Annotated in this window: 21 protein-coding genes; 13 read left to right on the top strand and 8 right to left on the bottom strand. The window is 71.2% G+C overall.

Annotated features, from left to right (window positions below):
- Positions 1-37 precede the first annotated feature (37 nt).
- From pgi to AB5J54_RS10260, 3 genes are read left to right on the top strand one after another with little or no spacing between them, the layout of a single operon-like run.
- Positions 38-1690 carry a glucose-6-phosphate isomerase gene (gene pgi, locus AB5J54_RS10270; protein WP_369149280.1) on the top strand — a complete coding sequence of 551 codons (1653 nt, stop codon included), beginning with the start codon at positions 38-40 and terminating at the stop codon, positions 1688-1690.
- 4 nt (positions 1691-1694) lie between these two features.
- A complete protein-coding gene (locus AB5J54_RS10265) occupies positions 1695-2195 on the top strand; it encodes a PH domain-containing protein (protein WP_369143605.1) in 501 nt (166 codons plus the stop codon).
- Positions 2192-3790: a PH domain-containing protein gene (locus tag AB5J54_RS10260; protein ID WP_369143604.1), complete on the top strand. Its 1599-nt coding sequence runs from the start codon at positions 2192-2194 to the stop codon at positions 3788-3790. The genes AB5J54_RS10265 and AB5J54_RS10260 overlap by 4 nt, the downstream gene beginning before the upstream one ends.
- A 22-nt stretch (positions 3791-3812) precedes the next feature.
- Here AB5J54_RS10260 and pgl read toward each other — a convergent pair whose 3' ends face one another.
- Genes pgl through tkt form a run of 5 tightly spaced genes read right to left on the bottom strand, consistent with a single transcriptional unit; the run spans position 3813 to position 10422 of the window.
- Complete coding sequence (pgl, locus tag AB5J54_RS10255; protein ID WP_369143603.1) at positions 3813-4595, bottom strand: 6-phosphogluconolactonase; 783 nt, start codon at positions 4593-4595, stop codon at positions 3813-3815.
- A complete protein-coding gene (gene opcA, locus AB5J54_RS10250) occupies positions 4592-5644 on the bottom strand; it encodes a glucose-6-phosphate dehydrogenase assembly protein OpcA (protein ID WP_369143602.1) in 1053 nt (350 codons plus the stop codon). Before opcA ends, pgl begins: the two co-directional genes overlap by 4 nt.
- Positions 5641-7173 (bottom strand): glucose-6-phosphate dehydrogenase, encoded by a 1533-nt coding sequence (zwf, locus tag AB5J54_RS10245; protein WP_369143601.1) that lies wholly within the window; start codon positions 7171-7173, stop codon positions 5641-5643. The genes opcA and zwf overlap by 4 nt, the downstream gene beginning before the upstream one ends.
- Positions 7174-7178: 5 nt before the next feature.
- Positions 7179-8297, bottom strand: a complete 1119-nt coding sequence (gene tal / locus AB5J54_RS10240; RefSeq protein WP_369143600.1) for a transaldolase — start codon at positions 8295-8297, stop codon at positions 7179-7181.
- A 37-nt stretch (positions 8298-8334) separates the two neighbouring features.
- A complete protein-coding gene (tkt, locus tag AB5J54_RS10235) occupies positions 8335-10422 on the bottom strand; it encodes a transketolase (RefSeq protein WP_369143599.1) in 2088 nt (695 codons plus the stop codon).
- A gap of 347 nt (positions 10423-10769) precedes the next feature.
- Here tkt and AB5J54_RS10230 point away from each other — a divergent pair, with 347 nt between their 5' ends.
- The 4 genes from AB5J54_RS10230 to AB5J54_RS10215 all read left to right on the top strand — a co-directional run bounded on the left by AB5J54_RS10230 (position 10770) and on the right by AB5J54_RS10215 (position 14292).
- Positions 10770-11717 carry a heme o synthase gene (locus tag AB5J54_RS10230; protein WP_369143598.1) on the top strand — a complete coding sequence of 316 codons (948 nt, stop codon included), beginning with the start codon at positions 10770-10772 and terminating at the stop codon, positions 11715-11717.
- A 104-nt stretch (positions 11718-11821) separates the two neighbouring features.
- On the top strand, positions 11822-12142 hold the full coding sequence (locus tag AB5J54_RS10225) for a hypothetical protein (protein WP_369143597.1): 321 nt from the start codon (positions 11822-11824) through the stop codon (positions 12140-12142).
- An 80-nt stretch (positions 12143-12222) separates the two neighbouring features.
- Positions 12223-13299, top strand: a complete 1077-nt coding sequence (locus tag AB5J54_RS10220; RefSeq protein WP_369143596.1) for an amidohydrolase — start codon at positions 12223-12225, stop codon at positions 13297-13299.
- 75 nt (positions 13300-13374) lie between these two features.
- Positions 13375-14292, top strand: coding sequence for an immunity 49 family protein (locus tag AB5J54_RS10215; protein ID WP_369143595.1), 918 nt, complete (start codon positions 13375-13377; stop codon positions 14290-14292).
- Positions 14293-14366: 74 nt separating this feature from the next.
- Here AB5J54_RS10215 and AB5J54_RS10210 read toward each other — a convergent pair whose 3' ends face one another.
- From AB5J54_RS10210 to AB5J54_RS10200, 3 genes are all read right to left on the bottom strand, one after another.
- Positions 14367-15335 (bottom strand): heme A synthase, encoded by a 969-nt coding sequence (locus AB5J54_RS10210; RefSeq protein WP_369149279.1) that lies wholly within the window; start codon positions 15333-15335, stop codon positions 14367-14369.
- A 64-nt stretch (positions 15336-15399) separates the two neighbouring features.
- Positions 15400-16182 carry an ABC transporter permease gene (locus AB5J54_RS10205; RefSeq protein WP_369143594.1) on the bottom strand — a complete coding sequence of 261 codons (783 nt, stop codon included), beginning with the start codon at positions 16180-16182 and terminating at the stop codon, positions 15400-15402.
- Entirely contained in the window at positions 16179-17114 is a 936-nt protein-coding gene (locus AB5J54_RS10200; protein ID WP_369143593.1) for an ABC transporter ATP-binding protein, read from the bottom strand. The genes AB5J54_RS10205 and AB5J54_RS10200 overlap by 4 nt, the downstream gene beginning before the upstream one ends.
- A gap of 169 nt (positions 17115-17283) precedes the next feature.
- Here AB5J54_RS10200 and AB5J54_RS10195 point away from each other — a divergent pair, with 169 nt between their 5' ends.
- From AB5J54_RS10195 to AB5J54_RS10170, 6 genes are all read left to right on the top strand, one after another.
- Entirely contained in the window at positions 17284-18009 is a 726-nt protein-coding gene (locus AB5J54_RS10195; RefSeq protein ID WP_369143592.1) for a helix-turn-helix transcriptional regulator, read from the top strand.
- The gene (gene sufB / locus AB5J54_RS10190; protein WP_352025133.1) at positions 18006-19421 is read left to right on the top strand and encodes a Fe-S cluster assembly protein SufB; all 1416 of its coding nucleotides are present in this window, start codon (positions 18006-18008) and stop codon (positions 19419-19421) included. The genes AB5J54_RS10195 and sufB overlap by 4 nt, the downstream gene beginning before the upstream one ends.
- A 66-nt stretch (positions 19422-19487) precedes the next feature.
- Positions 19488-20669 (top strand): Fe-S cluster assembly protein SufD, encoded by a 1182-nt coding sequence (gene sufD / locus AB5J54_RS10185; RefSeq protein ID WP_369143591.1) that lies wholly within the window; start codon positions 19488-19490, stop codon positions 20667-20669.
- Positions 20669-20986, top strand: a complete 318-nt coding sequence (locus AB5J54_RS10180; RefSeq protein WP_369143590.1) for a bifunctional 3-phenylpropionate/cinnamic acid dioxygenase ferredoxin subunit — start codon at positions 20669-20671, stop codon at positions 20984-20986. Before sufD ends, AB5J54_RS10180 begins: the two co-directional genes overlap by 1 nt.
- A 7-nt stretch (positions 20987-20993) precedes the next feature.
- The gene (gene sufC / locus AB5J54_RS10175) at positions 20994-21758 is read left to right on the top strand and encodes a Fe-S cluster assembly ATPase SufC (protein ID WP_041128637.1); all 765 of its coding nucleotides are present in this window, start codon (positions 20994-20996) and stop codon (positions 21756-21758) included.
- A complete protein-coding gene (locus tag AB5J54_RS10170) occupies positions 21755-23023 on the top strand; it encodes a cysteine desulfurase (RefSeq protein WP_369143589.1) in 1269 nt (422 codons plus the stop codon). The genes sufC and AB5J54_RS10170 overlap by 4 nt, the downstream gene beginning before the upstream one ends.
- Positions 23024-23025 lie beyond the last annotated feature (2 nt).

Below are 23025 nucleotides of genomic sequence, written 5' to 3'. Positions count from 1 at the left end.
GACAAGCAGTATTGAGAAGGAATGGGCGATGTCCGAGATGACCAGCGAAGGCCGTATCAGGCTCAACCGGCTGCCCGAGTGGGCGGCCCTCGGCAAGCACCGTGAGCAGCTGGGCGAGACCCATCTGCGCGAACTGTTCGCCGCCGACCCGGAGCGGGGCACCCGCAACACCCTGCGCGTCGGTGACCTCCACCTGGACTACTCCAAGCACCTCGTCACCGACGAGACGCTGACCCTGCTGCGTGAACTCGCCGCCGTCACCGGCGTCGCCGAGCTCCGCGACGCCATGTTCCGCGGCGAGAAGATCAACACCACCGAGGACCGCGCCGTCCTCCACACCGCGCTGCGCGCCCCCCGCGGGGCCGTCGTCGAGGTCGACGGGGAGAACGTCGTCCCCGGCGTCCACGCCGTCCTCGACAAGATGGCCGCCTTCGCCGACAAGGTCCGCGCGGGCGAGTGGACCGGCCACACCGGCAAGCCCGTCAAGAACATCGTGAACATCGGCATCGGCGGCTCCGACCTCGGCCCCGCCATGGCCTACGAGGTCCTGCGCTCCTACACCCGGCGGGACCTGACGTTCCGTTTCGTCTCCAACGTCGACGGCGCCGACCTCCACGAGGCCGTCCGCGACCTCGACCCCGCCGAGACCCTCTTCGTCGTCGCCTCGAAGACCTTCACCACCATCGAGACGATCACCAACGCCACCTCGGCCCGCAGCTGGCTCCTCGCCGGGCTGAAGGCCGGTCAGGAGGCCGTCGCCCAGCACTTCGTGGCCCTCTCGACCAACGCCGAGAAGGTCGAGGAGTTCGGCATCGACACCACGAACATGTTCGAGTTCTGGGACTGGGTCGGCGGCCGCTACTCCTACGACTCCGCCATCGGCCTCTCCCTGATGATCGCCATCGGCCCGGAGCGCTTCCGCGAGATGCTCGACGGCTTCCACCTCGTCGACGAGCACTTCCGCACCGCCCCGCCCGAGGAGAACGCGCCGCTGCTCCTCGGCCTCCTCGGCGTCTGGTACGGCGCCTTCTTCGACGCCCAGTCGCACGCCGTCCTGCCGTACTCGCACTACCTGTCCAAGTTCACCGCCTACCTCCAGCAGCTCGACATGGAGTCCAACGGCAAGTCGGTGGACCGCGAGGGCAACCGCGTCGACTGGCAGACCGGCCCCGTCGTCTGGGGCACCCCTGGCACCAACGGGCAGCACGCCTACTACCAGTTGATCCACCAGGGCACCAAGGTCATCCCGGCCGACTTCATCGGCTTCGCCCGGCCCGTCGACGACCTGCCGCCCGGGCTCGTCGCCCAGCACGACCTGCTCATGGCCAACTTCTTCGCCCAGACCCAGGCGCTCGCCTTCGGCAAGACGCCCGAGGAGGTACGGGCCGAGGGCGTCGCCGAGGAACTCGTCCCGCACAAGACCTTCCAGGGCAACCACCCGACCACCACGATCCTCGCCGAGGCGCTCACCCCGTCCGTCCTCGGCCAGCTGATCGCGCTCTACGAGCACAAGGTCTTCGTCCAGGGCGCCATCTGGAACATCGACTCCTTCGACCAGTGGGGCGTCGAACTCGGCAAGGTCCTCGCCAAGAAGATCGAACCGGTCCTGACGGAGGGCGAGGGAGCCGGGCAACTCGACAGCTCCACCGCCGGACTCGTCTCGGTCTACCGCTCGCTGCGCGGACGGTAACCGGATGACGGGGGAGAACGCGGTGCGGCTGCGGCCGCCCAGGAACGCCGTCGACACACGGGCCGTCACCTGGTGGCGGGTCCAGCTGCTCGTGACCACCGCCGTCCCGGTGGTGGTCCTGGCCGTGCTCGGCGCGCTGATCGGGTCCGCCCGGTTCTGGCTGCTGCTCGCGGCCGGGGCCGTGGCGGCCCTGGGCCTCGCCTGCACCGCGTTCTTCCCCGCCTGGTGGTTCCGGGTGCACCGCTGGGAGGTCACCGACGAGGCCGTCTACGTGCGCACCGGCGCCCTCTGGCAGGAGTGGCGGATCGCCCCGATGTCCCGGATCCAGACGGTCGACACCGTACGCGGCCCGCTGGAGCAGGCGCTCCGGCTCGCCACCGTCACCGTCACCACCGCCTCCTCCAAGGGGGCGATCCGCATCGAGGGACTCGACCACGAGCTCGCCGCCGCACTCGCCGAGCGGCTCACCCTCCTCACCCGGGCCACCCCCGGGGACGCCACATGAGCGAGGAGGAGCAGTGGCGGCGGCTCGACCCGCGGACCCTGCTCGCCGGCGCCGCCGTCCTCTGCGGGGTGGCCGGCGGCGCGGCCCTCCCGGCCGTGGCGGGCCTCTCGGGCGGCAGGCCGCTTTGGCAGGCCGTCGCCTGGGTCCTCGCCGGCGCCGCCCTGCTCGTCCTCGCCGGCACCGCCGCCGACTGGATCCGGCTGCGCCGCACCCGCTACCGCGTCGGCCCCGAGCGGGTCGACCTCCACACCGGGCTCCTGCTGCTGAAGCGCCGCTCCCTCGCCCGAGAGCGGATCCGCAGCGTCGACCTCACCGCCAACCCCCTCCAGCGCGTCCTCGGCCTCGTCAAGGTCCGGATCGGCACCGGCGAGCACACCGGCGGCGAGTCCACCCTCGAACTCGACCTGGTCACCCGCGCCGAGGGCGAGCGGCTCCGCCACGAGCTCCTCGCCCGCACCGCCGCCCCCGAGGAAACCGGGGACGACCGCACCCTCGCCACCCTCGACCCGCGCTGGATCCGCTACGCCCCCGTCTCCTTCCTCGCCCCCGCCCTCGGCGGCGCCGCGGCGGGCGCCGTCATGCAGGTCAGCGAGTGGTTCGGCGCCCAGGGCGAGGTCATCGACTGGATAGGGGACCGCTTCCAGGACACGTCCCTGACCTGGGTCGTCGTCGACCTGGTGCTGCTCGCCACCGCCGTCGGGGCCGTCGGCGCCCTCGGACTCTGGATCGAGATGTGGTGGAACTACCGCCTGGAGCGCGAGCCCGGCGGCACCCTCCGCGTCCGCCGCGGCCTGTTCACCGCCCGCTCGGTCAGCCTGGAGGAACGCCGGCTGCGCGGGATCGAGCTCGTCGAGCCCCTCGGTGCGCGGCTGTTCGGGGCCGCCCGCGTCGACGCCGTCGCCACCGGCCTCGCCCAGGACGACGACGACAAGCACGCCGACCTGAAGAACCTGCTGCCCGCCGTCCCCCGGGAGCGTGCCGAGCGGGTCGCCGCCCAGGTCCTGCGCGAGCAGGAGCCGCCCACCGGGGCAGCCCTCGCCGGCCACCCCCGGGCCGCCCGTGCCCGGCGGCTGCGCTGGGCCCTGTGGACCGCCCTCGGACCCGCCGCGGTCCTCGCCGTCCTCGGCCTGCTGCTCACCCCGGTGCTGTTGTACGTGGCGGCCGGCTGCGCCCTCGTCCTCACCCCGCTCGCGGTGCCGCTCGCCCTCGACGCGTACCGCGCCCTCGGACACGGCGTCAGCGGCGCCTATCTGGTGACCCGTTCGGGCACCGTGCGGCGGACGACGGTCGCCCTCCAGCGCTCCGGCGTCATCGGCTGGACCGTCAAGCAGTCGTACTTCCAGCGCCGCGCCGGCCTGCTGACCCTCACCGCCACGACGGCGGCGGGCGAGGGGGCCTACGACATCCTCGACGCGGGCGAGAGCCAGGGCCTGACCTTCGCCGCCGGAGCCGTACCGGAACTCCTCGCGCCCTTCCTGGAGCCCGCAGGAATGGAGCCCGCAGGAACGGAGCCCGCAGGAACGGAGCCCGCACGAGCGGAGCCCGTACAGACGGAGCCCGCACACATGCCGGAGGCCCGGCCCACCGACAGGTGAACCGGGCCTCCGTACAGGTGCGTCAGGCCGAGGCCGGCGGGTACAGGCTCCGCGGCAGCTCCGACGCGGCCGCCGCGTCGAGCAGCCACAGCGTCCGCGAGCGGCCGTAGGCACCGGCCGCCGGGGCCTGCACCTCGCGCGCGCCCGACAGCGCGATCGCCGCGGCCTTCGCCTTGTCCTCACCGGCCGCGAGCAGCCAGACCTCCTTGGCCGCCCGGATCGCCGGAAGCGTCAGCGAGACGCGGACCGGCGGCGGCTTCGGCGCGCCGTGCACCCCGACCACCGTCCGCTCGGTCTCGCGGACCGCCGGCAGCTCCGGGAAGAGCGAGGCCACATGGGTGTCAGGGCCGACGCCCAGCATCAGCACGTCGAAGGTCGGCACCCCGCCGTGGTCACCGGGACCCGCGGCGGCGGCCAGCTCCTCCGCGTACGCGGCCGCGGCGGCGTCGACGTCGCTGCCGTACGGACCGTCCGAGGCGGGCATGGCGTGCACCCGCGCCGGGTCCAGCGGCACCCGGTCGAGCAGCGCGGCACGGGCCTGGGTGACGTTCCGCTCGGGGTCGCCCTCGGGCAGGTACCGCTCGTCGCCCCACCACAGGTCGAGCCGCGACCAGTCGACCGCGTCCCGCGCGGGCGCCGCGCCGAGCGCCGCGAGCAGGCCGTTGCCGTTCCGGCCGCCGGTCAGCACGACCGAGGCGGAGCCGCGGGCGGCCTGGGCGTCCACGATCCGGGTGATGAGCCGGGCCGCGGCGGCCTCGGCCATCAGCTCCTTGTCGCGGTGGACGACCAGCTGGGGGGCGCTCACTTGGCCGCCGCCTTCTTGGCCGGGGTCTTCTTCGCGGCGGGCTTGGCGGCGGGGGCCGTCTCCACGACCGCCTCCGCCTCCGTCACCGCCTCCGCGACCGGCTCGGGGGCGGTCGTCGCCGCCTCCTCGTCCAGCCGCTCCACACCGAACCTGAGCGCCGTCGCGTAGGTGTCGTCCGGGTCGAGCCGGCGCAGCTCCTCCGCGATCAGCTCGGCCGTCTCGCGGCGCTTGAGCGCCACGGCGCGGTCCGGCTGGCCCTCTATGGAGAGCGTCGCGAGCGAGCCGTCCGGCCGGTCGAGGACGATCGGGCCGGCGTTGGTCTCCATCCGTACGGAGGTGAGACCGGGGCCCGCCGACTTCGAGCGCCGCACCGGCACCTTCAGCCGGTCGGCCAGCCACATGGCGAGCAGCTCGACGCTCGGGTTGAACTCCTCGCCCTCCACCTCGGCCGAGGTGACCTCGCACACGACCTGGTCGAGCGCGGCGGCCAGCATCGAACGCCACGGGGTGATCCGGGTCCACGAGAGGTCCGTGTCGCCCGGGGTGTACGCGTCCGCGCGCGCGGTCAGCTCCTGGATGGGCTGCTCGGCGGCGTACGTGTCGGTCACCCGGCGCTGGGCGAGCGCGCCCAGCGGGTCGTTCGCCGGGTCGGACGGCGCGTTCACCGGCCACCAGACGACGACGGGGGCGTCCGGGAGGAGCAGCGGCAGCACCACCGACTGGGCGTGGTCGACGACCTCGCCGTACAGCCGGAGCACCACCGTCTCGCCGGTGCTGGCGTCGGCGCCGAGGCGGACCTCGGCGTCGAGCCGCGCCTTGGCACGGTCCCGCGGGGAGCGCGAGACCCTCTTGATGACGACGAGGGTCCGCGAGGGGTGCTCGCGGGACGCCTCGTTGGCCGCCTTCAGCGCGTCGTAGGCGTTCTCCTCGTCGGTGACGATCACGAGGGTGAGCACCATGCCGACGGCCGGCGTGCCGATCGCCCGCCGCCCGAGCACCAGCGCCTTGTTGATCTTGGAGGACGTGGTGTCCGTCAGGTCGGTCTTCATGGCCGGCGCCAGCTCCTGCCGTCTCGTGCGAGCATCTCGTCCGCCTCGACCGGACCCCAGGTCCCGGACTGGTACTGCGCGGGCTTGCCGTGCGTGTCCCAGAACTGCTCGATCGGGTCGAGGATCTTCCAGGACAGCTCGACCTCCTCGACCCGCGGGAAGAGGTTGGAGTCGCCGAGCAGGACGTCGAGGATGAGCCGCTCGTACGCCTCGGGGCTGGACTCCGTGAAGGACTCGCCGTACGCGAAGTCCATGGACACGTCCCGGATCTCCATCTGGGTGCCGGGCACCTTGGAGCCGAACCGCACCGTCACGCCCTCGTCCGGCTGGACCCGGATGACGATGGCGTTGCGGCCGAGCTCCTCGGTCGCGGTGTGGTCGAAGGGGGAGTGCGGGGCGCGCTGGAAGACGACCGCGATCTCGGTGACGCGGCGGCCCAGGCGCTTGCCGGTCCGCAGGTAGAACGGGACGCCCGCCCAGCGGCGGTTGTCGATCTCCAGCTTGATGGCCGCGTAGGTGTCGGTCTTCGACTGGGGGTCGATGCCGTCTTCCTGGAGGTAGCCGACGGCCTTGGCGCCGCCCTGCCACCCGGCCGCGTACTGGCCGCGGACCGTGGACTTGCCCAGGTCCTTGGGCAGCTTCACCGCGCCGAGGACCTTGGTCTTCTCGGCGGCCAGCGCGTCGGCGTCGAAGGAGGCGGGCTCCTCCATCGCGGTCAGCGCGAGCAGCTGGAGCAGGTGGTTCTGGATGACGTCACGGGCGGCGCCGATGCCGTCGTAGTAGCCGGCGCGGCCGCCGATGCCGATGTCCTCGGCCATGGTGATCTGCACGTGGTCGACGTACGACCGGTTCCAGATCGGCTCGAAGAGGGTGTTGGCGAAGCGGAGCGCCAGGATGTTCTGGACGGTCTCCTTGCCGAGGTAGTGGTCGATCCGGAAGACGGCGTCCGGCGGGAAGACCTCGTGGACGACCTCGTTGAGCTCCTTCGCGGAGACCAGGTCGTGCCCGAAGGGCTTCTCGATGACCGCGCGGCGCCAGGAGCCGTCCTTCTGGTCGGCGAGGCCGTGCTTCTTGAGCTGCTGGACGACCAGCGGGAAGAACTTCGGCGGCACGGACAGGTAGAAGGCGAAGTTGCCGCCCGTGCCCTGCGCCTTGTCGAGCTCCTCGATGGTCGACTTGAGCTGCTCGAAGGCCGTGTCGTCGTCGAAGTCGCCCTGGACGAACCGCATGCCCTGGATGAGCTGCTGCCACACCTCCTCGCGGAAGGGGGTGCGCGCGTGCTGCTTGACGGCCTCGTAGACCTCCTGCGCGAAGTCCTCGTCCGCCCACTCGCGGCGGGCGAAGCCGACGAGCGAGAAGCCCGGCGGCAGCAGGCCGCGGTTGGCCAGGTCGTAGACGGCGGGCATCAGCTTCTTACGGGACAAATCGCCCGTGACGCCGAAGATCACCAGGCCCGACGGCCCCGCGATGCGCGGGAGCCGTCGGTCTGCGGCGTCACGGAGCGGGTTGGCTCCGTGGACTGCGCTCAAAGTGCTTACGCCTCCGAAGGTGCGAGGCGCTGAAGCTCCGCCTCGGTGGACTTGAGCAGGTCGTTCCAGGACGCCTCGAACTTGTCGACGCCCTCGTCCTCCAGGAGCTGGACGACGTCGTCGTAGCTGATGCCCAGCTTCTCGACGGCCTCCAGCTCGGCCCGCGACTGCGCGTAGGTGCCGCGGATGGTGTCGCCGGTGACCTCGCCGTGGTCGGCGGTGGCCTCCAGGGTGGCCTCCGGCATGGTGTTCACCGTGCCGGGGGCGACCAGGTCCACGACGTACAGGGTGTCCTTGTACGCCGGGTCCTTGACGCCGGTCGAGGCCCACAGCGGTCGCTGCTTGTTGGCCTGCGCCTTGTCGAGGGCGGCCCAGCGGTCCGAGGAGAAGACCTCCTCGAACGCCTCGTAGGCCAGACGGGCGTTGGCCAGGGCGGCCTTGCCCTTGAGCGCCTTGGCCTCGTCGGTGCCGAGGGCGGTCAGGCGCTTGTCGATCTCCGAGTCCACGCGGGACACGAAGAAGGACGCCACCGAGTGGATCTTCGACAGGTCGAGGCCGCGCTCGCGGGCCTTCTCCAGACCCGCCAGGTAGGCGTCCATGACCGCGCGGTAGCGCTCCAGCGAGAAGATCAGCGTGACGTTGACGCTGATGCCGAGGCCGATGACCTCGGTGATCGCCGGCAGACCCGCCTTGGTGGCCGGGATCTTGATCAGGGTGTTGGGGCGGTCCACCAGCCAGGCCAGCTGCTTGGCCTCGGCGATGGTCGCGGCCGTCTCGTGGGCGAGACGGGGGTCGACCTCGATGGAGACCCGGCCGTCCTGGCCGTCCGTCGCGTCGAAGACCGGCCGCAGGATGTCGGCGGCGTCACGGACGTCCGCCGTCGTGATCATGCGGATGGCCTCGTCGACGGTCACCTTGCGGGCGGCGAGGTCGGCCAGCTGCTGGTCGTAGCCGTGCCCCTCCGAGATGGCCTTCTGGAAGATGGACGGGTTCGTGGTGACACCGACCACGTGGCTCTGGTCGATCAGCTCGGCCAGGTTGCCGGACGTGATCCGCTGGCGCGAGAGGTCGTCCAGCCAGATCGCGACGCCTTCGTCGGAGAGGCGCTTGAGAGCGTCTGTCATGGGAGTTGCATCTCCAATTAAGTCGTACGTATGGACGTCAGCGCGCGGCGGCGGCCACGGATTCCCGCGCGGCGGCGACGATCGCCTCCGGCGTGAAACCGAACTCGCGGAAGAGGACCTTCGCGTCCGCCGAGGCACCGAAGTGCTCAAGGGAGACGATCCGGCCGGCGTCACCGACGTACTTGTGCCAGGTGAGACCGATACCGGCCTCGACCGCGACCCGGGCCTTCACCGACGGCGGCAGGACCGAGTCCTTGTACGCCTGGTCCTGCTCCTCGAACCACTCCACGGACGGCATCGAGACCACACGGGTCGGGACGCCGGCGGCCTGGAGCTGCTCACGGGCCTCGACGGCCAGGTGCACCTCGGAGCCCGTGCCGATCAGCACGACCTCGGGCGAGCCGCCCTCGGCCTCGAACAGCACGTAGCCGCCCTTGACCGTGTCCTCGTTCGGCGCGTACGTCGGCACGCCCTGGCGGGTGAGCGCCAGACCGTGCGGGGCGCCCTTGCCGAAGACCTTGGTGTGGCGCTGCATGATCTCGCGCCAGGCCAGGGCCGTCTCGTTGGCGTCGGCCGGACGGACCACGTTCAGACCCGGGATCGCGCGCAGCGAGGCCAGGTGCTCCACCGGCTGGTGCGTCGGGCCGTCCTCGCCCAGACCGATCGAGTCGTGGGTCCAGACGTACGTCACGGGCAGGTGCATCAGCGCGGAGAGCCGCACCGCGTTGCGCATGTAGTCGGAGAACACCAGGAAGGTGCCGCCGTAGATGCGCGTGTTGCCGTGCAGCGCGATGCCGTTCATCTCCGCGGCCATGGAGTGCTCGCGGATGCCGAAGTGGATCGTGCGGCCGTACTTGTCGGCCTCCGGCAGCGGGTTGCCCTCCGGGAGGAAGGAGGACGTCTTGTCGATCGTGGTGTTGTTGGAGCCGGCGAGGTCGGCCGAGCCGCCCCACAGCTCCGGGATCACCGCGCCGAGCGCCTGCAGGACCTGGCCCGAGGCGGCACGGGTGGCGACACCCTTGCCCGGCTCGAAGACCGGGAGCTTCTCGGCCCAGCCGGCCGGCAGCTCGTTCGCCTGGATGCGGTCGAACTCGGCGGCGCGCTCCGGGTTGGCCGTACGCCACTCGGCGAGCTGCTTCTCCCACGCGGCGCGGGCCTCACGGCCGCGGTCGCCGAGCGCACGGGTGTGGGCGATGACCTCGTCGCCGACCTCGAAGGTCTGCTCCGGGTCGAAGCCCAGGAGGCGCTTGGTGGCCGCGATCTCCTCGTCGCCGAGCGCCGAGCCGTGGGCGGCCTCGGTGTTCTGCGCGTTCGGGGCGGGCCAGGCGATGATCGAGCGCATCGCGATGAACGACGGACGCTCGGTCTCGGCCTCGGCGGCCTTGATCGCCGTGTACAGCGCGGCCGGGTCCAGGTCGCCGTTGGCCTGCGGCTCGACGCGCTGGACGTGCCAGCCGTACGCCTCGTACCGCTTCATCGTGTCCTCGGACACGGCCGTCTCGGTGTCGCCCTCGATCGAGATGTGGTTGTCGTCCCACAGCAGGATCAGGTTGCCGAGCTTCTGGTGGCCGGCGAGCGAGGACGCCTCCGCGGAGATGCCCTCCTGCAGGCAGCCGTCACCGGCGATCACGTAGACGCGGTGGTCGAACGGGGAGGTGCCGGTGGCGGCCTCCGGGTCGAACAGACCACGCTCGAAGCGGGCGGCCATCGCCATGCCCACGGCGTTCGCGACACCCTGGCCCAGCGGGCCCGTGGTCGTCTCGACGGCGGCGGTGTGGCCGTACTCCGGGTGGCCGGGGGTCTTCGAGCCCCAGGTGCGGAAGGCCTTCAGGTCGTCCAGCTCAAGACCGAAGCCACCCAGGTACAGCTGGGTGTAGAGGGTCAGGGAAGAGTGTCCGGCGGAGAGGACGAACCGGTCGCGCCCGACCCACTCGGGGTCGGCCGGATCGTGCCGCATCACCTTCTGGAAGAGGGTGTACGCGGCGGGCGCCAGGCTCATCGCCGTACCGGGATGGCCGTTGCCGACCTTCTGTACGGCGTCCGCGGCCAGGATGCGGGCGGTGTCGACGGCCCGCTGGTCCAACTCGGTCCACTCGAGGTCTGTGGTGGTCGGCTTAGTGCTCACCCTGGGTCAGGGCTCCTCTCCACATGTCTGAAGCCGGTGACTGAGGGTGTACCGGCGTTGTCGAGCCTACCCCCGCAGAACGCCCCTCTTTTCGTGTCCATGCCCCTCATATGAGCGGAGAAAGAGAAGGACACAGCAAGAGTGCCGGTGGTCGTGGGAGTTCGCCTCCCGAGCCACGCCGGGAGTCCCCCCGAACCGTGTCCACCCCTTGGGACGTACCGCACCAACACGACCCCACCCCCGCGAAGATCGGCGTCTGGGCAACGTCTACAGTGGCGTGGTACGCGCAAGCTTTGCCCCGTCTTCACCCGGGGAGCTTGCTGGGAATTTCTCTGTCAGGGGTGTGCGTGACGGCCGTCGAGTCCCGACCCGCAGGGGTCGTCTTGACTCCCAGCCCGGGGGGCCATCGGCCGTTCGGGGCCCGCGTCAAGGCATTCGTGGCGCTGACCAAGCCGCGGATCATCGAGCTTCTGCTCATCACGACCGTTCCGGTGATGTTCCTCGCCGAGCAGGGCGTGCCCGACCTGTGGCTGGTGCTCGCCACCTGCTTCGGCGGCTACCTCTCCGCGGGCGGCGCCAACGCGCTGAACATGTACATCGACCGCGACATCGACGCCCTGATGGACCGCACCTCCCAGCGTCCGCTCGTCACCGGCGTGCTCACCCCGCGCGAGGGCCTGGTCTTCGGACTCACCCTCGCCGTGGTCTCGACGCTCTGGTTCGGCCTGCTCGTCAACTGGCTGTCCGCCGCGCTCTCGCTCGGCGCGCTCCTCTTCTACGTCGTGGTCTACACGATGATCCTCAAGCGGCGCACCGCCCAGAACATCGTCTGGGGCGGCATCGCCGGCTGCCTGCCGGTGCTCATCGGCTGGTCGGCCGTGACGAACTCGATGTCGTGGGCCGCGGTCATCCTCTTCCTCGTCATCTTCTTCTGGACGCCGCCGCACTACTGGCCGCTGTCGATGAAGGTGAAGGACGACTACGCACGCGCGGGCGTGCCCATGCTGCCGGTGCTCGCCTCCAACAAGGTCGTCGCCAAGCAGATCGTGATCTACAGCTGGGTCATGGTCGCCGTCTCCCTGCTCCTCACCCCGCTCGGCTACACCGGCTGGTTCTACACCGCCGTGGCGCTGCTCACCGGCGGCTGGTGGCTCTGGGAGGCGCACGCGCTCCTCAACCGCGCCAAGGCCGAGGTGACGGGCGCCAAGCTCAAGGAGATGCGCCTCTTCCACTGGTCCATCACCTACGTCTCGCTGCTCTTCGTGGCGGTCGCGGTGGACCCCTTCCTCCGCTGAGACACCGCTCATCTGATCGCGTCCGGCCGACGGCCGGGTCACGTGGGACAGCCCACATGGCCCGGCCGTCGCCGTTCGATCTACCCCTCGGTAGCATCCGTGTCATGGCAGAAACGAAGCAGGCAGAGCGCAAGGCGGCCAGGCTCGCCAAGGAGATCCAGGCCTTCTCCAAGGCCCACGGCGGCTCCGAGGGGCACCTCGCGCACATCGGCCAGGCGGGCACCCGGATCGTCCTGGTCGGCACGGACGGCGGCTGGGGCGACCTCGTCGCGCCGACGTACGAGGTCGCGACCAAGGCCGCCGAGAAGGCCGGTCTGACCCTCCACGAGGAGTTCGACGGCGAGTTCGCCGCCAAGGTCGCCACCGGCCCGTACGAGTGGACCCGGATGGCCGGTATCCAGATCGGCGGACCCTCCAACAGCTGACCACGGCTGAGGCAACAACCTCGCGCGGGGCTCACCCGTTAGGACGTGTGGAGACACGTCCACACAGGGAGCCCCCCGAGATGATCGACACGCCGCACCTGGTGGACCAGTACTGCCACGGGGTGCTCCGTACGGAGCTCGGCCTCGGCACCTTCGAGGCCCAGCTGGGTGCGCACCTGGGCGGGGGCGGCGTGCTGCCCGCCGCGGGCACCACCTTCTTCGACACCCAGACCGGCTTCGCCGTCCGCCGCTGGTGTCCGCCGCTCCTCGGTCTCGAACCGCACTGCCCGCCCGCCCGCTACCTCGCCCGCCGCCGGGAACTCGGCGCCGCCGAGGCCGGCCGCCGGTTGCTCCGCGCCTCCGGGATCTCCACCTATCTGGTCGACACCGGGCTGCCCGGCGACCTCACCCGCCCCGCCGAGCTCGGCGCGGCGGGGGCCGCCGAGGCCCATGAGATCGTCCGCCTCGAACCCCTCGCCGAACAGATCGCCGACACCTCGGGCACCGTCGAGTCCTTCCTCTGCAACCTCGCCGACGCCGTCCACGGGGCCGCCGCGGGCGCCGTGGCCTTCGCCTCCGCGGCCTTCGCGTCCGCGAGCGCGCCCGAGCCGCCCGGTCCCGGAGAGGTACGGGGAGCGGCGGGGCGCTGGCTGGCCGGCCGCCCGGCCGGCGGCCGGCTCACCGACGCCGTCCTGCTGCGCCATCTGCTGTGGATCGCGGTGACGGCGGGGCGTCCCCTCCAGCTGCACACGGAGGATCCGGCCGCGCTGAACGGCTTCGCCGCCGCCACCGCGGGGCTCGGCGCCGAACTGGTGCTCCTGCACCGTTACCCGCACCACCGCGCGGCCGCCCACCTCACCGGACTTCACCCGCACGTGTACGCCGACCTCGGCCCGGTCCTCGCCCACACGGGGGCCCGGGCGGCGGCCGTCCTCGCCGAGGTCCTGGAGCGCGCCCCCTTCGGCAAGCTGCTGTTCTCCAGCGGCGCCCAGGGCCTCCCCGAACTCCACGTGGTCGCGGCCAGCACCTTCCGCTCGGCCCTCACCCGGGTGCTCGGCGAGTGGGTCATGGACGGCGCCTGGTCCCGTACGGACGCGCAGCGGGTGGCGACGATGATCGCGGCGGGGAACGCGAAACGGGTCTACCGGCTGGCGTGACCCGGCGGCCCCGGACCGTCAGTGCCCGTTGGTAGCGTTCCCGGGCACGATCGAACGGATCACGGGGAGCGGAGCATGCGGGAAGTGGCACGGCACGAGGTCGACGGGACGAGGATCGAGAAGGCGTCGCAGGACGCCCGGAGGCTGACCTTCGACCGCTGGCACGACCTCCGCTACGGCGGGATGTCGCTGTCGGCGCTCGGGGAGCTGCGCGACCAGCTCCTCGACCACGTCGGGGCCCGCACCCTGGAGGACCCCGCGCTCGCCGCGGACGCCTCGCGGACGGCGCTGCTCACCGCCGCCGAGTGCGCCCTCGGCGTGCTGGGCATCGGGTGCTTCCCCGGCGGCGACTGGGACGTCCCGCTGCCCCTCGCCGACCGGACGCTCTCCAGCGACGACCAGCTCTTCGAGGAGAGCTGGGACCGGGACCACCGGGTGCCCACCGCCAGGACCTGGGTCGACACCTTCGTCCTGTGCCTGATCAGCGGGCTGGCCTGGGAGCGGCGGCGGGTGATCGGCCCGCTGCTCCGGGAGGACTACGCGCCCGCGATCCGCTCCGGAGTCCCGTACTCGCGCTTCGACTCGGTCTCGGAGCCGGCGGACCTCGCCGAGATGGACGCGCTGTGCGCGTACCTGACCGTCGTGAGCGGGGCCTACCCCGGTGCCGTATCCGGGCCCGTCCCGGTGCGGCGGCCCGGCGCGGAGGAGCGCGCGGGCGCGGCGCGGGCCCTCGACGAGGCGGGTCCCCTCAGCCCGGACCAGCGGCTGCTGCGCGTGCTGCTCGACGACGACCGCGAGGCCTTCGAGCGGGCGCTCGCGGAGCGGCTGGAGGAGCACCGCGCGGGTGTCGGTCCCGATCCGAAGCCGAGGACCCTGCTGCCCACGGGCGCCGTCGCGCTGGCCGCGCTCGCGCACCTGGCGCACGGCTGGGAGCCGGGGGTCCGCTCCGGCTATCTGCCCGAGGGGCCGCTGCGCGGGCCGGTGTCCGTCTAGACGGACACCTCCGGGGCCCCGCGCGGTGCGGGGCCCCGGAGGCTCCGGACGGCCGCGGACCCGGCCCTGGTGGATCAGGCGGTCGCGAGTTCCGGGTCCGCCTGGGCCGGGATGTCGGGTGTGGCGAGCGGGCGCTCGCGCAGGCTCAGGGCCAGGCGCAGGACCGCGATCCACATCAGCGAGGAGCCGAGCATGTGCGCGGCGACCAGGAGCTCGGGGACTCCGGTGAAGTACTGGACGTACCCGATGCCGCCCTGCGCGAGCAGCACGATCAGCAGGTCGCGGGCGCGGGCGCGGGTGTCGTCCGGGGCGTCCACCACCCGCAGGACCAGCCACATCGCGAGCGCGAGGGCGCAGACGACCCAGGCGGCGATCGCGTGGACGTGGGCGGCGTTCGTCCAGTCCCACGGCATGCGCGGGACGTCGCTGCTGTCACCGGCGTGCTTGCCGGCGCCGGTGACCGTCGTGCCGAGCACGATCAGCAGGCCCGAGACGATCGTGATGGCCCAGGAGAGCTTCCGGACCGGGCGCGGCACGCGCGGCCGGGGGGCGGTGTCGCCCTCGCCGGTGCGGTGCCAGGTGACGACGGCGACCGTGAGCAGGGAGTTCGCGGCGAGGAAGTGACCGGCCACGGTCCACGGGTTGAGCCCCATCCAGACCGTGATGCCGCCGATGACGGCGTTGCTCATCACGATCCAGAACTGGGCCCAGGCGAGCCGGGTGAGCCCGCGGCGCCAGGGCTTGGTGGAGCGGGCGGAGACGATCGCCCAGCCGACCGCCGCCGACAGGACGTACGTCAGCATCCGGTTGCCGAACTCGATCGCGCCGCGGTAGCCCTGCTCGGGCGTCACGATGAGGCTGTCGTCCGTGCACTTCGGCCAGGTGTCGCAGCCGAGACCGGAACCGGTCAGCCGGACCGCGCCGCCGGTGACGATGATGAGGACGCTCATCACGACGGCGGCGAGCGCGGCGCGCCGGAGCGTCCGGGGGGACGGGGTCCAGCGCTGGGCGATGGAGGCGAGGGGGGTCAGCACGGGCCCTATCGTAGGGCGGCGCTTGTGCGCGCTTTCACGAGGGGGGCGTATGTGGCGGAACGGAACCTTACGGTTACTCCCAGCGGAAGAACTTCGCCGCCGCCCCGAGCCCCAGGACCGCCCAGACGGCCAGGATCGCCGCGTCGCCCCACGGCATCGAGGCCCCGTGCCCGAGGACGTCGCGCAGGCCGTCGGAGAGCGCCGAGATCGGGAGCAGCGCGAGGACGTCGCCCGCGGCGCCGAACTTCTCCAGCGGGACGATGACCCCGCCGCCCACCAGGAGCAGCAGGAAGACCAGGTTCGCGGCGGCGAGGGTGGCCTCGGCCTTCAGGGTGCCGGCCATCAGCAGGCCGAGCCCGGAGAAGGCGGCCGTGCCGAGGACCAGGAGCAGCAGGACGGACACGGGGTCTCCGTGCGGGGACCAGCCGAGGGCCAGGGCGATCGCCGTCAGCAGCACGACCTGGAGGACCTCGGTGACGAGGACGGCGAGCGTCTTGGCGGCCATCAGCGCCCAGCGGGGGAGCGGTGAGGCTCCGAGCCGCTTGAGCACCCCGTACCGCCGCTCGAAGCCGGTCGCGATGGCCTGGCCGGTGAAGGCGGTGGACATCACGGCCAGGGCGAGGACGCCGGGGGCGAGGAAGTCGACGGCCTTGCCGGCGCCGCCCGTCTTCGAAACAGGCACAGTGACGATGTCGACGGTGGAGAAGAGCACCAGGAGCAGCGAGGGGATGATCACCGTCAGGAGCAGCTGCTCGCCGTTGCGCAGCAGCATCCTGGCCTCCAGGGCGGTCTGCGCGGCGATCATCCGCCCGACGGGGGCGGCCCCCGGCTTCGGCGCGTACGTACCGGTGCTCATCCGCGCAGCTCCTTGCCGGTCAGTTCCATGAAGACGTCTTCGAGGGTGTGGCGTTCGACGGAGATGCCGTCGGGCATGACGCCGTGCTGGGCGCACCAGGTGGTGACCGTGGCGAGCAGCTGCGGGTCGACGGTGCCGGTGATCCGGTACGTGCCGGGGAGCGTCTCCGCGGCGGCCGAGCCGTCCGGCAGCGCCTTGAGCAGGGAGCCGAGGTCGAGGCCGGGGCGGCCGGTGAAGCGCAGGGTGTTCTCGGCGCCGCCGCGGCAGAGCTCCTCGGGGCTGCCCTGGGCGGCGACCCGGCCGGCGTCGACGATGGCGACGTCGTCGGCGAGCTCCTCGGCCTCCTGCATGAAGTGGGTGGTGAGGACCACGGTCACGCCGTCGGCGCGCAGCTCGCGGACGAGGTCCCAGGTGGCGCGGCGGGCCTGCGGGTCGAGTCCGGCGGTGGGCTCGTCGAGGAAGACGAGCTCGGGGCGGCCGACGACGGCCATGGCGAGCGCGAGGCGCTGCTGCTGGCCGCCGGAGAGGCGCCGGTAGGTGGTGCGGCCGCAGGAGCCGAGGCCGAGCCGCTCGACGAGGGCGTCCACGTCGAGCGGGTGGGCGTGCAGCTTCGCCATGTGGCGGAGCATCTCGTCGGCGCGGGCGCCGGAGTAGACGCCACCCGACTGGAGCATCACGCCGATCCTGGGGCGCAGGGCGGCGGCGTCGGCGATCGGGTCGAGGCCGAGGACGCGGACGGTGCCGCCGTCCGGCCTGCGGTAGCCCTCGCAGGTCTCGATGGTGGTGGTCTTGCCGGCCCCGTTGGGGCCGAGGACGGCGGTGACGGTGCCCGCGCGCACGTCGAGGTCGAGGCCGTCGACGGCGGTCTTGTTCCCGTACCGCTTGAGCAGGCCACGTACCTGGACGGCGCTGCCGACGGACTCGATTGACATGCCGGGAAGTCTAGAGAGCCCGTCGGGGACCCGGGTGCGCGGGGCGTGGATTCATCCCACGAATGATCGTTTCCGCAGCTCAGGTAAGCCTTACCTGAGTGATGCACGGCACCGTGACCGGCCCGGACGCCGCTTGTCACCTCGCGATTAATTACGCAACAATGGCGTTGTGAAAAACGTTGGCGCGGCTCCGGTGGAGGAACTCGCGACCCGAGAGCGTTCGACGCGCAACCGGGTCGCGCGGTCGATCCTGGACCACGGTCCCTCGACCGTCGCCGACCTCGCCGGGCGGCTCAGCCTCACCCAGGCCGCCGTCCGCCGCCACCTCGACTCGCTGGTCGCCGAGAACGTCGTCGAAGCCCGCGAGCAGCGCGTCTACGGGACCCGTTCGCGCGGTCGCCCCGCGAAGGTCTTCGCGCTCACCGACTGCGGCCGGGACGCCTTCGACCAGTCGTACGACTCCCTCGCCGTCGAGGCGCTCCGCTGGATCGAGCGCAACGCCGGAGGAGAGGCGGCCGTCGCCGCCTTCGCCCGCGACCGGATCGAGGCCCAGGCCGGGGCGTACCGCGAGGCGGTCGAGTCGGCCGAGCCCGAGCAGCGGACCGAGGCACTGGCCAAGGCCCTCACGGCGGACGGGTACGCTGCCACTGCGCGGAACGCGCCGGTCGGCGAGCAGCTCTGCCAGCACCACTGCCCGGTAGCCCACGTCGCCGAGCAGTACCCCCAGCTGTGCGAGGCGGAGACGGAGTTCTTCTCCCGCCTCTTGGGAACGCACGTCCAGCGTCTGGCCACCATCGCGCATGGTGACGGCGTCTGCACCACGTTCATCCCGCACGGCGCCCCACAGACCACCGAATCAGCATCCGCAAGCACGGCCGGGAGGAACCCCGCATGACCACCGAGATCAGCCACCCCGAGCTCGAGGGCCTGGGTCGGTACGAGTACGGCTGGGCCGACTCCGACGCGGCCGGTGCCGCCGCCAAGCGCGGTCTCAACGAGGACGTCGTCCGCGACATCTCCTCGAAGAAGAACGAGCCCGAGTGGATGCTCAAGCTGCGTCTCAAGGGTCTGCGGCTCTTCGACAAGAAGCCCATGCCGACCTGGGGCTCCGACCTCTCCGGCATCGACTTCGACAACATCAAGTACTTCGTGCGGTCCACCGAGAAGCAGGCCGAGTCCTGGGAGGACCTGCCGGAGGACATCAAGAACACGTACGACAAGCTCGGCATCCCGGAGGCGGAGAAGCAGCGCCTCGTCGCCGGTGTCGCCGCCCAGTACGAGTCCGAGGTCGTCTACCACCAGATCCGCGAGGACCTGGAGGAGCAGGGCGTCATCTTCGTCGACACCGACACCGCGCTGAAGGAGCACGAGGAGCTCTTCAAGGAGTACTTCGGCACCGTCATCCCGGTCGGCGACAACAAGTTCGCCTCCCTGAACACGGCCGTCTGGTCCGGCGGCTCGTTCATCTACGTGCCGAAGGGCGTGCACGTCGAGATCCCGCTCCAGGCCTACTTCCGTATCAACACGGAGAACATGGGCCAGTTCGAGCGGACGCTGATCATCGTCGACGAGGACGCCTACGTCCACTACGTCGAGGGCTGCACCGCCCCGATCTACTCCTCGGACTCGCTGCACTCCGCGGTCGTCGAGATCATCGTGAAGAAGGGCGGCCGCTGCCGCTACACGACCATCCAGAACTGGTCGAACAACGTCTACAACCTGGTGACCAAGCGCGCCGTCGCCTACGAGGGCGCCACCATGGAGTGGGTCGACGGCAACATCGGCTCCAAGGTCACCATGAAGTACCCGGCCGTCTACCTCATGGGCGAGCACGCCAAGGGCGAGACCCTGTCCATCGCCTTCGCGGGCGAGGGCCAGCACCAGGACGCCGGCGCCAAGATGGTCCACATGGCCCCGAACACCTCCTCCAACATCGTCTCCAAGTCGGTGGCGCGAGGCGGCGGCCGCACCTCCTACCGCGGTCTCATCGAGATCGGCGAGGGTGCCCCGGGCGCCAAGTCCAACGTGCTCTGCGACGCGCTGCTCGTCGACACGATCTCCCGCTCCGACACGTACCCCTACGTGGACGTGCGCGAGGACGACGTCTCCATGGGCCACGAGGCCACCGTCTCCAAGGTCTCCGAGGACCAGCTCTTCTACCTGATGAGCCGCGGCCTCACCGAGTTCGAGGCCATGGCGATGATCGTCCGCGGCTTCGTCGAGCCCATCGCCAAGGAGCTCCCCATGGAGTACGCCCTGGAGCTCAACCGGCTGATCGAGCTGCAGATGGAGGGTGCGGTCGGCTAAGGCCCCGCACCGCCCCGCAGCGACCAGTTTTCTTTACGTACGCAGGAAGAGAGCAAGACGACAGCCATGGCTGAGGCTCAGAACATCCCGGCGGGCTCCACCACCGCCGGCTCGATCGCGGTGGCCGCCGAGTCCACCGTCGCCACGCGCATGAGCGCGCCCCCGTCCTTCGACGTCGCGGACTTCCCCGTCCCGCACGGCCGCGAGGAGGAGTGGCGGTTCACCCCGCTGGCGCGCCTGCGCGGCCTCCACGACGGCACCGCCGTCGCCTCCGGCGAGGGCGTCAAGGTCGAGGTCGAGGCCCCCGAGGGCGTCACCGTGGAGACCGTCGGCCGCGACGACGAGCGCCTCGGCAAGGCCGGCACGCCCGTCGACCGCGTCGCCGCCCAGGCGTACTCCTCCTTCGAGAAGGCCGGCGTCGTCACCGTCGCCAAGGAGGCGGTGCTCACCGAGCCGATCCGCATCTCCGTGCACGGCCAGGGCGGCGTCGCCTACGGCCACCAGCTGATCGAGCTCGGCGCCTTCGCCGAGGCCGTCGTGGTCATCGACCACACCGGTGACGCGGTGCTCGCCGCCAACGTGGACTACGTCCTCGGCGACGGCGCGAAGCTGACCGTCGTCTCCGTCCAGGACTGGGACGAGAAGGCCGTCCACGTCGGCCAGCACAACGCCCTGGTCGGCCGCGACGCCTCCTTCAAGTCGGTCGTCGTCACCTTCGGCGGCGACGTCGTCCGCATCCACCCGCGGGTCGCGTACGAGGGCCCCGGCGGCGAGGCCGAGCTCTTCGGCCTGTACTTCACCGACGCCGGCCAGCACCAGGAGCACCGCCTCCTGGTCACGCACAACGTCCCGCACTGCAAGTCCAACGTGGCCTACAAGGGCGCGCTGCAGGGCCAGGACGCGCACGCCGTCTGGATCGGCGACGTGCTCATCGAGGCCGCCGCCGAGGGCACCGACACGTACGAGCTCAACCGGAACCTGGTCCTCACGGACGGTGCCCGCGTCGACTCCGTGCCGAACCTGGAGATCGAGACCGGCGAGATCGCCGGCGCCGGTCACGCCTCGGCCACCGGCCGCTTCGACGACGAGCAGCTCTTCTACCTGATGGCCCGTGGCATCCCGGAGGCCGAGGCCCGCCGCCTCGTCGTCCGCGGCTTCTTCGCGGAGCTCGTCCAGCAGATCGGTCTGCCCGACGTCCAGGAGCGGCTCCTCGCCAAGATCGAGGCCGAGCTGGAGGCCTCCGTCTGATGGCCTTCGTCCGAGTCTGCGCGCTGAGCGAGCTGGAGGCCGACACCCCGAAGCGGGTCGAGGTCGACGGCACGCCGGTGTCGGTCGTGCACACCGAGGGCGAGGTGTTCGCGATCAACGACATCTGCTCGCACGCGAACGTCTCCCTCTCGGAGGGCGAGATCGAGGACTGCGCGATCGAGTGCTGGCTGCACGGCTCCAGCTTCGACCTGCGCACCGGCAAGCCCTCCGGCCTTCCCGCGACGCGCCCCGTCCCCGTATACCCCGTAAAGATCGAAGGGGACGATGTGCTCGTCTCCGTCACCCAGGAGTCCTGAGTCACCCATGGCTACGCTCGAAATCCACGACCTGCACGTCTCCGTCGAGGCGGAGAACGGCCCCCGCGAGATCCTCAAGGGCGTCGACCTGACCATCAAGCAGGGCGAGACCCACGCCGTCATGGGCCCCAACGGCTCCGGCAAGTCGACCCTGGCGTACTCCCTCGCCGGTCACCCGAAGTACACGGTCACCGGCGGCACCGTCACCCTCGACGGTGAGGACGTCCTGGAGATGTCGGTCGACGAGCGCGCCCGCGCCGGCGTCTTCCTCGCCATGCAGTACCCGGTCGAGGTCCCCGGCGTCTCGGTCTCCAACTTCCTGCGCACCTCCGCCACGGCCGTCCGCGGCGAGGCGCCCAAGCTGCGCACCTGGGTGAAGGAGGTCAAGTCCGCGATGGAGCAGCTCCAGATGGACCCGGCCTTCGCCGAGCGCAACGTCAACGAGGGCTTCTCCGGCGGTGAGAAGAAGCGCCACGAGATCCTCCAGCTGGAGCTCCTCAAGCCGAAGATCGCGATCCTCGACGAGACCGACTCCGGCCTCGACGTCGACGCCCTGCGCATCGTCTCCGAGGGCGTCAACCGCGTCCGCGAGACCGGTGAGGTCGGCACCCTGCTGATCACCCACTACACGCGCATCCTGCGCTACATCAAGCCCGACTTCGTGCACGTGTTCGCGAACGGCCGCATCGTCGAGTCCGGCGGCGCCGAGCTCGCCGACCAGCTGGAGAACGAGGGCTACGACAAGTACGTGAAGGGTGGCGCATCCGCGTGACTTCTGCCCATCTGGGGCTCTCCGGCCTCCTCGACACCGAGGCGATCCGCAAGGACTTCCCGCTCCTGGATCGCGTGGTCCACGACGGTAAGAAGATCGTGTACCTCGACTCCGCGGCGACCTCCCAGAAGCCGCGGCAGGTCCTCGACGCGCTCAACGAGTACTACGAGCGTCACAACGCCAACGTCCACCGCGGCGTCTACACGGTCGCCGAGGAGGCGACGGCGCTGTACGAAGGCGCCCGTGACAAGGTCGCGGCCTTCATCAACGCGCCGAGCCGCGACGAGGTGATCTTCACCAAGAACGCCTCGGAGTCGCTCAACCTCGTGGCCAACATGCTGGGCTGGGCCGACGAGCCCTACCGCGTGGACCACGAGACCGAGATCGCCATCACGGAGATGGAGCACCACTCCAACATCGTGCCGTGGCAGCTGCTCTCGCAGCGCACGGGCGCGAAGCTGAAGTGGTTCGGCCTCACCGACGACGGCCGCCTCGACCTCTCGAACATCGAGGAGGTCATCACCGAGAAGACCAAGATCGTCTCGTTCACGCTGGTCTCGAACCTGCTCGGCACGGTCAACCCGGTGGAGACCATCATCCGCCGCGCCCAGGAGGTCGGTGCGCTCGTCTGCATCGACGCCTCCCAGGCGGCCCCGCACATGGTCCTGGACGTGCAGGCGCTCCAGGCCGACTTCGTGGCCTTCACCGGCCACAAGATGTGCGGCCCGACCGGCATCGGCGTGCTGTGGGGACGGCAGGAGCTCCTGGAGGACCTCCCGCCCTTCCTCGGCGGCGGCGAGATGATCGAGACCGTCTCGATGCACTCCTCGACGTACGCGCCGGCCCCGCACAAGTTCGAGGCGGGTACGCCCCCGATCGCCCAGGCCGTCGGCCTCGGCGCGGCCGTGGACTACCTGTCGGCGATCGGCATGGAGAACATCGCGCGCCACGAGCACGCGATCACCGAGTACGCCGTCCGGCGCCTCCAGGAGGTTCCGGACCTGCGGATCATCGGCCCCACCACGGCCGAGGACCGCGGCGCGGCGATCTCCTTCACGCTGGGCGACATCCACCCGCACGACGTGGGCCAGGTCCTCGACGAGCAGGGCATCGCGGTCCGGGTCGGCCACCACTGCGCGCGGCCGGTCTGCCTGCGGTACGGAATTCCCGCGACCACGCGAGCGTCGTTCTATCTGTACTCCACTCCGGCCGAGGTCGACGCCCTGGTCGAGGGGCTGGAGCACGTCCGTAACTTCTTCGGCTAGGG

This window comes from Streptomyces sp. R44 (genome assembly GCF_041053105.1).
Taxonomy (GTDB): Bacteria; Actinomycetota; Actinomycetes; order Streptomycetales; family Streptomycetaceae; genus Streptomyces.
Note: the sequence above shows the minus strand (reverse complement) of the source record. Positions and strands in the feature narration are given on the sequence as shown.

What these genes read in the sequence shown, in the direction of transcription:
- pgi (WP_369149280.1), top strand. Translation starts at nt 38, where the DNA reads ATGACCAGCGAAGGCCGTATCAGGCTCAACCGGCTGCCCGAGTGGGCG.
- AB5J54_RS10265 (WP_369143605.1), top strand. Translation starts at nt 1,695, where the DNA reads ATGACGGGGGAGAACGCGGTGCGGCTGCGGCCGCCCAGGAACGCCGTC.
- AB5J54_RS10260 (WP_369143604.1), top strand. Translation starts at nt 2,192, where the DNA reads ATGAGCGAGGAGGAGCAGTGGCGGCGGCTCGACCCGCGGACCCTGCTC.
- opcA (WP_369143602.1), bottom strand. Translation starts at nt 5,644, where the DNA reads ATGAAGACCGACCTGACGGACACCACGTCCTCCAAGATCAACAAGGCG.
- tal (WP_369143600.1), bottom strand. Translation starts at nt 8,297, where the DNA reads ATGACAGACGCTCTCAAGCGCCTCTCCGACGAAGGCGTCGCGATCTGG.
- AB5J54_RS10225 (WP_369143597.1), top strand. Translation starts at nt 11,822, where the DNA reads ATGGCAGAAACGAAGCAGGCAGAGCGCAAGGCGGCCAGGCTCGCCAAG.
- AB5J54_RS10220 (WP_369143596.1), top strand. Translation starts at nt 12,223, where the DNA reads ATGATCGACACGCCGCACCTGGTGGACCAGTACTGCCACGGGGTGCTC.
- AB5J54_RS10215 (WP_369143595.1), top strand. Translation starts at nt 13,375, where the DNA reads ATGCGGGAAGTGGCACGGCACGAGGTCGACGGGACGAGGATCGAGAAG.
- AB5J54_RS10205 (WP_369143594.1), bottom strand. Translation starts at nt 16,182, where the DNA reads ATGAGCACCGGTACGTACGCGCCGAAGCCGGGGGCCGCCCCCGTCGGG.
- AB5J54_RS10200 (WP_369143593.1), bottom strand. Translation starts at nt 17,114, where the DNA reads ATGTCAATCGAGTCCGTCGGCAGCGCCGTCCAGGTACGTGGCCTGCTC.
- sufB (WP_352025133.1), top strand. Translation starts at nt 18,006, where the DNA reads ATGACCACCGAGATCAGCCACCCCGAGCTCGAGGGCCTGGGTCGGTAC.
- sufD (WP_369143591.1), top strand. Translation starts at nt 19,488, where the DNA reads ATGGCTGAGGCTCAGAACATCCCGGCGGGCTCCACCACCGCCGGCTCG.
- AB5J54_RS10180 (WP_369143590.1), top strand. Translation starts at nt 20,669, where the DNA reads ATGGCCTTCGTCCGAGTCTGCGCGCTGAGCGAGCTGGAGGCCGACACC.
- sufC (WP_041128637.1), top strand. Translation starts at nt 20,994, where the DNA reads ATGGCTACGCTCGAAATCCACGACCTGCACGTCTCCGTCGAGGCGGAG.